8 protein-coding genes are annotated in these 13555 nt (G+C 52.4%); 2 read left to right on the plus strand and 6 right to left on the minus strand.

Annotated features, from left to right (window positions below; all coding sequences use genetic code 11):
- Positions 1 to 6: 6 nt before the first annotated feature.
- The 6 genes from QET40_RS06120 to QET40_RS06145 form a co-directional block, all read right to left on the minus strand.
- A complete protein-coding gene (locus tag QET40_RS06120) occupies positions 7 to 1632 on the minus strand; it encodes a hypothetical protein (protein ID WP_280126291.1) in 1626 nt (541 codons plus the stop codon).
- Between the two features lie 5 nt (positions 1633 to 1637).
- Positions 1638 to 6974, minus strand: coding sequence for a hypothetical protein (locus tag QET40_RS06125; protein WP_280126292.1), 5337 nt, complete (start codon positions 6972 to 6974; stop codon positions 1638 to 1640).
- A complete protein-coding gene (locus tag QET40_RS06130) occupies positions 6971 to 8293 on the minus strand; it encodes a hypothetical protein (protein WP_280126293.1) in 1323 nt (440 codons plus the stop codon). Before QET40_RS06130 ends, QET40_RS06125 begins: the two co-directional genes overlap by 4 nt.
- 116 nt (positions 8294 to 8409) lie before the next feature.
- The gene (locus QET40_RS06135) at positions 8410 to 9363 is read right to left on the minus strand and encodes a hypothetical protein (RefSeq protein WP_280126294.1); all 954 of its coding nucleotides are present in this window, start codon (positions 9361 to 9363) and stop codon (positions 8410 to 8412) included.
- A 52-nt stretch (positions 9364 to 9415) separates the two neighbouring features.
- Positions 9416 to 10837, minus strand: a complete 1422-nt coding sequence (locus QET40_RS06140) for a hypothetical protein (protein WP_280126295.1) — start codon at positions 10835 to 10837, stop codon at positions 9416 to 9418.
- Positions 10838 to 10856: 19 nt separating this feature from the next.
- The gene (locus QET40_RS06145; RefSeq protein WP_280126296.1) at positions 10857 to 11201 is read right to left on the minus strand and encodes a hypothetical protein; all 345 of its coding nucleotides are present in this window, start codon (positions 11199 to 11201) and stop codon (positions 10857 to 10859) included.
- Between the two features lie 158 nt (positions 11202 to 11359).
- On the opposite strand from QET40_RS06145, the gene QET40_RS06150 reads away from it, so the two are divergent.
- Both QET40_RS06150 and QET40_RS06155 read left to right on the plus strand, forming a co-directional pair.
- Positions 11360 to 12637: a valine--pyruvate transaminase gene (locus QET40_RS06150; protein WP_280126297.1), complete on the plus strand. Its 1278-nt coding sequence runs from the start codon at positions 11360 to 11362 to the stop codon at positions 12635 to 12637.
- A 20-nt stretch (positions 12638 to 12657) separates the two neighbouring features.
- Complete coding sequence (locus tag QET40_RS06155) at positions 12658 to 13536, plus strand: YicC/YloC family endoribonuclease (protein WP_280126298.1); 879 nt, start codon at positions 12658 to 12660, stop codon at positions 13534 to 13536.
- The last annotated feature ends 19 nt before the right edge of the window (positions 13537 to 13555 follow it).

The raw sequence follows: 13555 nt of genomic DNA on the forward strand, positions 1-13555 counted from the left end.
TCAGGTTTATCTCATCCGGGCTCTGCGTCTTCCGACTGTCCCGGGGGATATGGAAGTCATGAAACCATGGGACCATGCTTCTGCCAGAGTTCTTGCCGCATCTGCCGTGTGCGAATGTTCGTCGTGAACGGGTTCCTCCCGCAAAGTCCCGGAAACTCCGGGTGGTCTGGAATGGTACAGTTCCAAATGCTCCAGAGCGGAAGGCTCCGATTCCCCTTTGATATTCACGGGGCGAGTCAGAGTCCTCTCGTGGAAGAAACTCGACTCCAGTAGCTCTCTCAGAGAATTGATTCCCAGCCAGATATCTGTCGTTCTGGGAACAACTCGCACTCTCTCGATTCCTTCACGGGCCAGATTTTCCACATACGACTGCCCATGGGCATCCCTTTTGGAAGCATCATGTGGTAAAAAGTGCCAAACAACGGGACCATACGCTTTTTCCCATACCTTCATTTTTTCTGCATAATGGGCAATTCCCTGTTGGTTGCAGGCATAATGATCCAGCCAGTACAGTTTTCCTCCCGCCAGACGCACCAGCCAGATAGCCGTGTGGTCACTTAATCCGAGATCCCACGACGTGAACATGGGATCCTTCCGATCACCTTCGCAAACAACGCCGATCTGTCCGCGTTCGCGAATAGCCGCCATGACGGAGCCATAGATAATCCCCTCTTCCCCCGAGAGGAAAGCCTCCTGCGGTGTACTGGGATACTCCTGCTTCATGGCCCGTCCCATAACGCGGTTCATCCGGGCATACCACCTCTTTCTATCCGCATCCAGACGAATTCCGTGTTTGGTCTCCAATTCCGTAAAATAGATATCCAAATCTTTATTCCACCGTTCCTTTCCGGAGAGGGCATATCCTTCATGGTCGAACCAACTGAAAAAAAAGAATCGGAAATCCAGCGGAGACAATTCCTCCTTGGCGTTGTTTTCCATTGCCTGGCGCGTCAATTCGTAATTCACCCCGAACCTGCCTCCCTCATGGGTGCTTTCCTTCAGTATGTATCCGCCGGACGGGACCGTATTGATCGCACCCGTGCGGATATCGCGGGCTCTCCACGGGGCATGGACGGACACATGTGCCAGTTCCGAAACATGAAGGAACTGGATTGTCCCCCCTCGCAGATTGGTTCCGATACGAATATCGCTGCCGTTGCTCAACCCGAGTTCCGTCCGTGTATCGACGGGTAGTTTCCATCCGGACTTGCCGGGAATACCGGTCCGTTCCTTCACGCATTCTCCCAGCCGGGAAAGAATCAATTCCTCTTCGTTCCCGTCCTGGGGCATGTAATCAAGATGATCCCAGGCAAAACGGATTTTAGAGAGTTTCTGCCGGGCATCCGGCAGAGTCTTGTCAATAATGCCGCAATGGAAATTGCTTCTGAACAGGCACATATCCAACATCAGCAGAGCCGCATAGGTGGAAATCCCCAACTGACGGGCTTTCAGGACATCATTGCGGAACCACAGGTTGGCATGTAACCGCCGTTGCGCCGAATTCATTCGGAATCGTTGCAAATTGCCCGTCTTGTTTTCAATCCAATAGAGATGTTCCAACCTCCATTGCTGATCGGCAAGATGTTCGAGCCAAGCTCCCGGAATATCTTCCTTTTCCTGTTTTTTCGTCATCGCTTCTATAAAGGATTATCTGAATAAATCTGGTAAAGAGCGGCTCCGTCTCCGATGGCCGACTGGTGGTTGCTTCCGTCGTACTGGTCGAACGAATACAAATACCCCGGCTTGCTCATCAGCGGCAGAATCATGCGCAGCATTTGGATGAAGCGAGGATCGTCCCCCATCATCTTCCCTTGCTCGACGGCATGGCCGATTCCGAGTTCCTCGTACAGGCGAATCACGGCTTCCTGATAGGAACTGTCCCCCATCCCCGGTGTCCACCAACGGCGCTGGTGCAGAGACACATCTCCAAGTTCCTCCAGATAATGGTGGAATGCCATGCGGCGCCAGACATCCAACTCTCCGGGAGACATGTCGCAATCGACCTTCGCCCCCCGAAAACATTCCAGAGGAATATAACTGCGTCCCGGTTCTTCCGGAAAAACCGGTCTTCCTTCCGCATCCAGAAACACGCCATGGTACTGGTGAACGACAAACGGAGCTCTGGCTTCCGGTAAAGGAGCATGCGGAATTCCCGGCATGAGACGTACCGTATGCATGGGATCTTCGGGATCCCGGAGCACGCACATGGACCCCGTCGAGGCTTGCAGTTCCTCGGCGGAAATTCCTCCAGAATCAGGAACTCTTATACCTGCAATAACCTCCCCTGGAGGCAATGTTCCCCACCGGGACAGCACTTCCGAGAAAACGGGACGGGCCTCCCAATCCGTAGAAATCCCATATGGGCGTTCTTCGCCTATCGGCAGGAACAAGCGTTCCCCCCAGACAATACCGGCGGAGGTCGGAACCGGACGGCTGGCAAATTCCTCCCGAATCATCTCAAGAGTCCTGAATGCCAACAAGGTTGATGGCGATTGGGTAATCCTGTCCGGCAATGTATTGCGCACGTCCAAGGTATAATCCCTGCCAACGCGCGGACCGTAGCCGCTCATCACTTTTTTGCCCGTCACAGGCGTGTCCCAATTCCCCGAATCCAGAGTCGGAAATGAAGCATTCGCCTCCCCCAGTTCCCCCAAAACGGCATACGTTCCATCGCTCCGGGACTTCCAGAGCGAAAGTTCCGGCATGCGTTCCAACTGGATAGACAAATTGGCCAAAAGGTTTTCTCCGTGATCCAACCCAGGCAGAGCAACCTTGGAGGGTACCGGAGGCAATTCCGTCAGACGAAGTTTCAAATCACCGAGAATATGACCCGGTAGAATCTCCGGAAGCCTGTTTCCCAGAATCGCGTGTACATACCGTTCCATGGCCGGGTAATAATGGAATTCCGCTCCCGTCGCATCTCTGTATCCTTCCGCCAGCGCATTGAGCAGAGAGTCTTTTCCTCTACCGTCCAATGCCCAAACGCGTTCCGAACGAACAATGTTGTTCATCCCCGTCGAGTCAGCAATCATGCCGGCAAAAAATCCGGGAAGTCCCGGCTTCTCCCATGTCTTCATTTGTGCCGCATCGACCAGATTTCTAACTTCCCGTGTGTCCATTGCCATAGCCCATCTCCGCAACTGCTCTTTTTGAGCGAACGTCAGGCTATCATCGGGCACAAATGCACATTCTTCCACGGCGGTTTGCAGTCGGGACATTTCCCTCTTGTCGGGGAATGGTCGCACAGCCGTGTATTTAAGCCACATAGGTACGGATTGGGGAATGCTGGCATGATCCAAATGAGCCATGTAGTATTCCTTGGACAACTGGGACAATTCCTCGACCAGAAGATGGGCATTCCTGGCAAATTCCGCTTCCGGAATCATGGTTCTGCCGCATTGGGCAAGGATCCTGCAGCCTTCATCCACAGGCAGTTGCCCGGTGGCAAGCAGACGGCTCCAGATAACTTCCGCCTTGTCCTCAATCATTGCCAGAGGAGAAAGGTGATCATAGAGGACAATGTTATTCCACAAAATGCCGTCCGCTCCGAATCCCATGCCATTGGCTGCGGCACATCCCATGTCTCTCACGGGACCGACATACTTGCGGTATATCTCCTTGCGCATCTTTTCCAGAGTCTGGTTCAAAAGCCCGGTTTTGCTTCCCGTATCATTCGGGGCGATAATAATTTTTTCACCCGGAGAACGGAAGGAACGCTGTCCATATCCGGCTTCTACCAATTCCGCCACAGCATGCGCAGTAAGCTGCTCATACAGACTGCCTCTGATATTCGGAGACTTGAGCCGGACCACATTGAAGTCGTCCATACGGAACACCATCCCCTTCTCCACTGCAAACAGCGCCCATTTCCTGGACATGTCCCATTTAACACTACCCTCCGGAGAAAACATGATGGCCATATGAGCCGCCAAATCTTTGATGGCATACTCTTTCTTGGGATGCCAGGGAGAAAGATTCCCATCCGGATACTGTACCCTGAAGAATTGGGATCTGCTCCCAATCCGCCTTACCGTTATGAAGTCGGGAGTCAGCATCTCCAAATACTTAACGGCGGGTTTCATATAATCGAAAAATTGGTAAACATTCAATTCTTCCTTACTCCGCGAAATCGATGAAGATAAAAAATCCTTATGGATTTGTTCCGGCTTCAAACGCAGTTCTCGAAGAGTGAGATCAGCATAGCCATCACGCGGAAGCATGCCACGGATTACAGTCAAGTCAAAGTCCTGCAAGCCGGGGATCATCTCCCGGAGCGTGCGCGCATGTGCTTTGAGAGACCACGAAATCCGGTTTAACGCCTTCCAATTCTCCGGCATGAGTTCCCGGACAGAGGAGGGAACGGCAGAGGCCCAGTCCTCGGCAACGACAAGGTAATCCACCATCTGTTCCCCGGATCTCTCGACGGAAGGATCGAAATCGCGGCAAAGCCCCAGTTTGTCCCGGTAGCTTTCCGGACATTTCCTGTTCAGTTCATCGATCCACTTCGTCATTTCCTGGACTTGGCTGGGAGAGGCATCCTCAACCCATGTACGCCAGAACTTCCTGGTAATATCGTAATCCACTTGGGGAACCGATCGCTCGTCTGCAAGCTGCAAGGCTCCGTCGAGAACGATTGTCTTGAGCCGGGCTTGCATATTTTCCGTACATTTATCCCATGCCTCCGGTTTGCGTTGGACAACATCGGGGACCAGATCAGGATCCGGATATTTCAACAGGAGCATCCTGTAGGCATGTTTGACAAGCGTTTGCGCGGAGTCGTCCAAAAACGCTAACCGAGCCTTCTGCAAATTGGGGTGGAATCCTCCTCCCTCCCGCAAAGCAAGAGGAAGAACCGACTGGTTCGGATCAGAATTGAGGATGGAAAGGTTCCTCTGTTCGGCCGCCTGTTCTTTCCGGAACCAGTCCGTCAAAGAATGGTCATCGGTTTCCTGAAGAAACCTTTTTCCCTTTTTCCGCTGTCCATCGCGACGAACGGTCATGTCCGGCAAACCGGCACGAATCATCCATCTTTCCCTCGCCACATGAATAGCCATGGTTTCATCGGGATCTTTCCGACTGCCGTACCATAAGTCAGCCAGTTCACCGGAAGGTTTCCATGGCTTTTCGACCGTTACCGGGGTCATGTCCATAAAGTCCCTTACTTCATCGGGAGACGAGAACAGGGGTTGTTTGGGATTTTCCAGCAAACAGGCCCATTCATAAGCTTTTTTACCAAGAAATACTGTTCCCCAAACCGGACGTGTTGCAATAGCATGTTTCAACATGGAAGTTTGAGTATCCATGTCCGGTTCGCGACGGATTCGATCCGCTATTTTTTCAGAAATCCCGAATCGTCCTAAAGCTTTCCTGTTGTTGAGAATGCTCTCCGGATTCCTGAAATGCCGCAGCCCGATCTTGCCTGCTCCCAACAGAATGTATGGGAACATGGTGGCCGCCTCTTTCAACTGGTCGTCCAGAGACAAATTCCTTTCTTTCCAGGCCTCCCAGGGCACGCCGGATTCTTTCCCCGATACCAATGCCGCAGCTTCCTGGCCTCCATACTGAACCAGCTCTTGAAGCTTGTTCTCAGCAACCATCATCCCCGTATCAAGGGCTATATTTCCCCCTTCTCCGGCTATCGTACGGAGCTTATCTAAAGAGGAAGCCATCCCGCGTACCGACTTGAACGTATGGAAAGCCGTTTCAGCCATTTTCTGTCCCAGCTTCGTCATTCCCAGAGACAATAAAGCACTTGCCAATCCGGAACCGGTAGCTCCGCGCATCTGTGCTTCGTAGTCTCCATCCGGGTTCATCTCGCGGGCTTCCTCCATCTGTCTCCCCGTTTCGGCAATGGACAACAGGCCGATACCTGCCCCGCCGGCAAAAGCCAGTGCTGCCGGCGCGGCATTGTAGGCGCCATCCACGAGCAAATCATCAATCCAGCTGGCATCCTTGGCATGAACGGGGAACATTCTGTCTTGGGTCATTGCGCGCAGTTCATTGAAAATACGGGCTTTTTCCGCAATTTCATTTCCCTTTTTTTCTATTTTGGCGCTACTTCCGGGAAAAGCCTTTTCCCAGGAATCTTTTTGTTTTAACCAAAATAAGGCATCAGAATTAACCTTGGCCAGATAAGCATTGTAGGCAGTGTTCATCAGCCCTCTATTCACGGACCGGGTTATACCTTCCGGTAAAGATACCCGTTCTTTCATCCGGGGAGCCAGCATGCTATAAACCTTCTGCCTGTCCTCCTCATTCAGAGACTGGAGAACCTCCGTCGCCTTCCCTATATCCGGAGTATGCCACAGGGCTCGCATCAGAGGATTGTAAGCTATCTTTGAGAGGATGCCTTCGTTCTTGTCCTCTTCGTCCACATCGACGCCCTCATAAAGCATAAAGCTCTTCATGCCTTCCCATACATGGTTGGCGGACGTTTCCAGACGTCGGCGGTCATCCCCTCCTTCGTGGAGCCCGCGGCGAATGACCTGTTCAGCGACTTCATGCAAAGTTTCTGGCAGGGAGGCCTTCCAAAAACGTACCTGTTCATCATCGGTTCCTTCCCGGTTTTGCAAGGCTTTTTCATAGGCTTCGACATACAACTTTCCAAGTTGTTCCCTGTCATTGCGTTTCACCCGCGCTTTTTCCGACAAGACATAAAACAACTCCCTGTCAGAAACACTCGCACGCGTCCCATTGCCTCCGGCAATTTCTCTCCGGATTTCCCCCCAGTCCGACATGATTTTCTCTTTGGAATGCCGCGTATGATCCACCGCCCAGGAGCGCACGATATGCCCAGCCAGCCGTTCCTCATCATCCTCTCCGGCAGGCAAGACAATACCGGAAGCTTCACGGACATCTTGGGGAATCGTAGAGACATCACCCGTCAACACCCGGTTCCAGTACTCCTCGCGCTCCATGTCACGTTTCCCGTTCTCGGACTCCAAGACCGTCATATTTTCATCCGACTCGTTCATATATTCGTTTTTTTGTTATCTTGTTTCGCTTGCATGGAGGAAAAATCCACCCATGAAGCCCCCTGTTTCATCCTTTCTCTATCAATCAACTCATCCGCCTTTTCCCGAGTCGTATCCGAGGGTTCCTGGACAATCGCGTCCATCACCTCATCTTGCATGCGTCTCCAGGCTTTAAGAGCCACGTCATCGCCGGGAGCTCCCCATAAACCATTTCTATACATGGCACTCAATTCACGCGAAACGTGTTTTCGGATTCCGTCCGGTACAGAAGCCGTCTTCAGGAAACGTTCATGAAGCGCAACAAAATCGCGACGAGGCAATCCCGCCGTCGCCAGAGAAATCAGAAACTCCGCTTCGCCTTCGCGAGTCACATTCCTTTCGTCGATTCTTCTCCGCCATTCACACAAGTCCGCCTCCGGTGCCTTGAAACGGACTCCTTCCATCATCTCTCTTCTCTTTTGAGCCTCTCCGTCCAACAGACTGCGTACCTGTTCCGGTTTCAAAAACATCCTTTGTTCTGCATTGTAAACACTTTGTGGATCAAGAGGCTCTCCGTGTGACAGAGCATTGGCATAGAAAGCCCCCAGGTGTTCCTTGACAACAAGAGCCTGCTCCGTGCATTTCGCTTCCAAATCAATGACTTTATCCTTCCTGTTCGAGAATGGGTGCCGTCCATCATCCAGCTCGCGCAAAGCAACAAGAGGATTCCCAAGACTCTCCCTCTCAATGCCTGAGTCCTTGCCCGCCAGCAAAAGCTCTTTCTTGTAGGATTCCCCTGCCGAAACAGGGATGAATACCCCGGTTCCTTCTTCCAGTCCTTTCTCCAAAGCCGGAGAATCCCCGCTCCGGGCCGCGACCTCCATACCGGCTTTCCATGAAGAACGTGCTCGTTCTACCATGCCCAGATGGGCCATTTCGCGGACTTCAATGCCACCCGTTACTCTTAATTGCCGGATGGTTTCATCCAAATCCACCCGAGTTGTTTCGCTCAGATTTCCTGGAAAATAATCGGGCAGTTTCGTGGCAACGGCATCTTCCCAATCGCGGGAAAAATTCTCATAGTCATTCCGCGATTGGAAAGCGGCCATCGTTTCCCGATGGAAGCGTTCAAGTCCTTTTCTCACTTCTGCCCGTTCTCCGAGAACCTTCAATTGCTCGATTTTACCGGTAAGTGCCGCCGAACCAGCAACGGCATCGGTTACTCCATCCGCCAGCCTTGATGCTCCCTGGGCCAGGACATGAGCGTCCTGCAGGGGAATCAGTCCCCCGCCATGTGCACCGGAAGCAGCCATTCCGTAGTCTTGTATGTGAATTGCCATAACGATGGCTCCACATACAACACATTCCCATGACCCCGTCATCCCGTCCAAAACGGGATGATGACTCATCTCCCCTATAATACAGGGATACAATAAAAATCACGACAGCTTAAAAATCAATAACTTGATACGCGAAATTCAAATTCTTCCACTCGCCCGCGTTCCAAGCAGGCAGCCATCCAGTCAAAAAGCGCTCCGAACTCGCCACCGACGACCTCTCCCATCTCCGCACCACGTGGCTTGGCTCGTCCCGCCGCCAGGCGTACAGGCTCCATACCGGCCAGCAACAGAGCACAATGGGCATCGTCTGCGCGAAAAATCTCCTCTGCTCCGGGCATTTCCGCCAAACGCTCTTCGGAAACTTCCATGCAGACAACCCCAACTCCAAACTCTGCCGCCAAACGACGCAGCTCTGCCACCTCGCCGTCATCCGGCATTTCTCCCACAATGATCAGTTCTCCCGTCTGCGCCCAACATGACGTAGACAAGGCCCGGAAAAATTCTTTTCGCAGGGAATCGGCCTGCGGCATGTAGGCGACACAAACACTCTGCAACTCAACTACAGGAGCTCCCACCATTCTTCTGCGTTCCAGACCGCTCTTGTCAAAGACGAGGGAAGATCCTTCCCATTCGCCTTCCGGCCAATCCACAACTGCCAATTCGGGTTTATTCCACGACGGACCGTATTCACCGGGAGCAAATACGAACACACCGCGTCCGGTCGTATCATACTGTCGTACGACAAGAGCCAGGGCTCGCGCCTTCATGGATTCCATATCCGTCTGGGTTTCTCCAAGGAACAAAGGCAAAAGCCCCTTAGGGGACATACTTGTGTCCCTCTCCCGGGAAGGGATACGCAGGTAATACCCCTGTCCTCGCTCCACTTTGGCAATGCCGGAATCAGGCTCCGCCGACATGAAAGAAAAATGGTAACGCAGGGAAGCATCGGAATAGTCTCCACCCAGGCGCATGCGGACAAGCCGGATCAACTCCGTCCCCTTGATGGCCTCTTTCGGGTCAGTCGGAAGGATTTCAGGCAACAGTTCTTCCAGCTGGGATCTTAAACTCATTATCCGAGGTATTGGCAAAAAATGGCATGATGTATCGTTCTGCGTCCGCGACTCATTCCACGGGGAATGGCTGAGGAGCCGCCGGAGGCACCCAGTTGTCATCAAGGCTATGACCCGATGTATCCACACGGGGCTTGCCGGAAGCCGGTTCGATATCGCTGGCGGGTACGGGAGCCGGTCTAGCGGCAGGTTGGTATGCGGACGAGGCGGTCTGCCGGGCAGCAGGCTGATCTACCTGTTGTTGAACAGGAGTGACTATTTCCGTCAATTGCTCAGTAAGCATCTGGCGCTCCTGAAGGCTGTGCGAGGCGGGAAGATATTTGTCCAAAGCTTCTTTTTCCTGCTTTTCCTGTGCCACTTCCGCTTCCATTAATTTCAGTCCGAGCGGATCGCCGAATCCAAGGCGATTCTGAAGAGCCTCCGGAAGATCGGATGGATCCAAACGTGTAGCCCCTCCCGCATGAACGATCGAAATATAGGAATCCGTCACACGCTGGATACTAACGTCCAAATAGGTCTTCTTCGTCTTCTCCGTCATGATCGTGTCGAAGTGCAGATTGCGGGCCTTGCGGCGCGTATCAGCCTTATAGCGCTGGAAGTAAGAACGCATTTCACCCCGGACCCCTAGAATTTCACGTTCCAGATCACTGATTTTCTTGTTTTTCAGATCGACGTTCTGTTCGAGGATAGTAACTGCCTCCCCTTTTTCAATCAGAGCCTTGTTGCGAATTTTCCGTTTTTCCACATCGAAGAATTCAAGTTTCTTCTTGTTATATTCATTCCGCACCTGCTCGAATTCATTATTGGCCTTTGTCAACGGATCCTCCGGCATAATCTTGGACTGTTCGTAGATCATATAGCCCATACCTCCGACCAGGCCGATACCCAGAATGATGCAAATATTCCAGAAAAGGACGGAAGAAAAATTGCTTGAAGCCCCAGAAACTTCCGGTTGTTTGTTGCCCGAATCCTCAAGAGCATCCTCATCGGAACCTGAAGGGGGCACGGGAGGCGAAGGAGGTTCTTCTGCAGCAACAGGAATGGGAGCCTGAACCGATTTTTTTTCAACTGGAGAGGGAGAAGAAAGAGCGACTCTCACATCCTCGGACACAGGAGAGGAAGCAACACGTACCGGTTCCTTTTTTACCTCGGCAGCCGGCTGGCGCACAGGAGCTTCCCGATGAGGAGATGAGGACGAAGAAGATGCTGGTTCCGACGGCGAAGCAGCCATTGCCCCAGTCGATGCTACCGTTTTCCGAGCAATTGTTTGACCACTGGAGGCAGGCTGGAAGTCAACCTTGAAGAAATTGTTCTTGGGTGCGTATTTGGATTCGCTGCTCTGTTGCCGGGCGGAGCGTTCCTGTTGCGCCTTGGCCGTTTCGGCATCCTGCCTTGCGATTTCCTTCTCCAGATCGGCCAGTTTTTCCGATGGCTTGTCGAGGAAGCGTTCCTGTAAATTTTCCTTGCGGGACATTTGATAAGGCAATTAAAAATTAATCAATGGGGTGGCTTGCGCGGAATTCTTCTAGTTTAAGGCGGAGAGCATCACGCCGAAGCGTCAGAGCTTCAATATATTTATCCAAATTCTTTTCCTTGCGGGACAGAATCTGAATATCCTTTTCATAACTCAGGGAAAGTTTGTCGATATGTGGGATAGAAACGACTTTGGCAGCCTCTGTTTCCATCATCTTGATCTCCTGAAGCATCTCCTGCGTCTGTTTTTCAATCAGTAAAAGCTTCTCCTGTTTTTTCTGTTCATTTTCCATACAGGACGTCAGTGTACAGACTGCGACTCCTGCCCAAAGCAGTGCCTTGAGAGATGGTTGAAGATAGCTCATGTCCGTATTATGCAGGAAAAGAACCATGCAAGTCAATCGGTTGGTCGAACAGCAGACAAAAATCCTTCTAATTTTCTGACTTACTCCTCCTTTTCGAAGCCCCCACCTGAATTTTCTGGTGCCCTCCCCGTCATCTCCCTACAATAGCCCTACTAACCATGGACTTTTCTACAATCGGCCAAAACCTGATCATCCGCACTGGCATCGACGATTTAATGGAAGACCTTTACAAGGCTATCCACTCGGGAAATCCCGATATTTGCCAGCTCAACGGCGGAAGCCCCGCCTTCTTCCCGGAAGTGAGCGCCCTCTGGCATGAAAGCCTCAACAAAATGGCCGCCTCCGGGGAATTCGATTCCCTCGTAGGTACTTATGCCCACCCTCGCGGCGACGCCAAATTCATCCGGGTGCTGGTCGATTATCTCAATGACAAATATAACTGGCAATTGACGGAAAAGAATATCGCCGTCACACAGGGCGGTCAAATGGCCTTCTTCCTGCTCTTCAACCTTCTGGGGGGACCGGCAACCGGAGGAGGATACCGGGAAATACTTTTCCCCATCTGTCCGGACTACATCGGCTACCAGCCCCAGTCCGTCTTCGGGGCCGCTGTTTTCCGCGGAATCCGTCCCAAAATCACGATTCTCGACAAGCACTCGTTCAAGTACGGTATCGATTTTGAGCGACTGAAGATTACGCCTGAGACAGCAGCCCTTTGCATGTCACGGCCCACCAACCCGACGGGCAACGTCGTCACGGATGATGAAATGGCTCGCCTTCACAAGCTAGCCGCCGAAGCAGGCGTGCCTCTCATGGTGGATGGAGCCTACGGGGCTCCCCTGCCCAACATTTGTTCCGTCAAGGCTACCCCGGTCTGGGACGAAAATGTCATCCTGACCATGAGCCTCTCCAAAATAGGCCTCCCCGGTACGCGCACCGGCATCATCATCGCCCGGGAAGAAATCATCGACGCCATCGTCCGCACAGTTACGACATCCGCCCTTTGTCCGAATAATCTCGGACAAAAACTCATTGCTCCGTACATCGAAGACCGTTCCATCGAGCGCATCTGCGAATCGCTCGTCGTACCTTTCTATCAGCAAAAAGCAGAGTTTGCCATCAGGCTGATTCACGAACTCATGCCCGACAACCTGCCTTGGAAACTCCACAAAAACGAAGGAGCCATGTTCCTCTGGATGTGGATGGAAGGCCTTCCCATCACCTCCCAGGAACTCTATGAACGTTGCCGGGAACGCGGCTGTTTCATCAATCCGGGCCATCATTTCTTCTTTGCCATGGACAAGGAGGAATACGACTCCTGGCCTCACACACAGGAATGCATCCGCATCAGTTTCACCCAGTCAGACGACATCCTGCGCCGCGGATTGACTATCCTTTCCGAAGAAATCATCAAGGCTTACTCGGAACAACACTAACGCTATTTCCCAACTTCACCATGAACAGCATGACCGGCTTCGGCCGAGCACAGATACAAACGGCTGCCAGCTCCATCAAAGTCGAACTATCCGGAGTCAACCGCAAGCAGCTGGAAATTGCCATCAATATTCCCCGGGGATATGCCGAATGGGAGCAATCCATCCGTCCCGTCATCCAGAATGCCGTTTCGCGAGGCAGAGTCTCCGTTTCGATCACAGTAGACCGTAATCCGGATTCTTCGGAAAATACCATGTTCCTTGATGAAACACGCCTCGCCGGATGCATGAAAACTCTCGACCGAGCCTCGGAAGTAGCAGGCAGAGATCTTCCCCTCACCGTATCGGACTTGATTCGTCTGGAAGTTATGACAACCACCCAGGATGCGGAAGAATCCGCCGAAGAACTATGGCCTTTGGTGGAACCGACTTTGCGCGAAGCCCTGGACGCATTCCTCTCCATGCGCTCCGTCGAAGGAGAAAATCTCAAAAAAGACCTTCTGGAAAAACTCTCCAACCTCGAAAACTTCCGTTCGCAAATAGCCGACTTGGCCCCCTCCGTCCCTTCCCGTCTCCGCGACTCCATGGTCAAGCGCCTGGAAGAAGCAGGCCTCCCTGTGGACCTCGGTGATGACCGCATCATCCGCGAACTGGCCGTCTTTGCCGACAAGTGTGACGTCACGGAAGAAATTACTCGCCTTGCCTCGCATTTCTCCCAATTCAAAGCCCTGTGCGATTCATCCACTCCATCCGGACGACCGCTCGATTTCCTCTGTCAGGAAATCTTCCGCGAATTCAACACAATCGGCTCTAAAGCCAACGATGCCACGTTGGCCCATCTCGTCGTCGCCGCTAAAACGGATCTGGAAAAAATCCGCGAACAGGTGCAAAACATCGAATAACACACTTTCCCCCCTACTA

It is taken from the genome of Akkermansia sp. N21169 (assembly GCF_029854675.1).
Lineage (GTDB): Bacteria > Verrucomicrobiota > Verrucomicrobiia > Verrucomicrobiales > Akkermansiaceae > Akkermansia.

Bases quoted from the DNA above. Each gene is read 5' to 3' on its own strand.
- QET40_RS06120 (WP_280126291.1), bottom strand. From the start codon at position 1,632: ATGACGAAAAAACAGGAAAAGGAAGATATTCCGGGAGCTTGGCTCGAA.
- QET40_RS06125 (WP_280126292.1), bottom strand. From the start codon at position 6,974: ATGAACGAGTCGGATGAAAATATGACGGTCTTGGAGTCCGAGAACGGG.
- QET40_RS06130 (WP_280126293.1), bottom strand. From the start codon at position 8,293: ATGGCAATTCACATACAAGACTACGGAATGGCTGCTTCCGGTGCACAT.
- QET40_RS06135 (WP_280126294.1), bottom strand. From the start codon at position 9,363: ATGAGTTTAAGATCCCAGCTGGAAGAACTGTTGCCTGAAATCCTTCCG.
- QET40_RS06140 (WP_280126295.1), bottom strand. From the start codon at position 10,837: ATGTCCCGCAAGGAAAATTTACAGGAACGCTTCCTCGACAAGCCATCG.
- QET40_RS06145 (WP_280126296.1), bottom strand. From the start codon at position 11,201: ATGAGCTATCTTCAACCATCTCTCAAGGCACTGCTTTGGGCAGGAGTC.
- QET40_RS06150 (WP_280126297.1), top strand. From the start codon at position 11,360: ATGGACTTTTCTACAATCGGCCAAAACCTGATCATCCGCACTGGCATC.
- QET40_RS06155 (WP_280126298.1), top strand. From the start codon at position 12,658: ATGAACAGCATGACCGGCTTCGGCCGAGCACAGATACAAACGGCTGCC.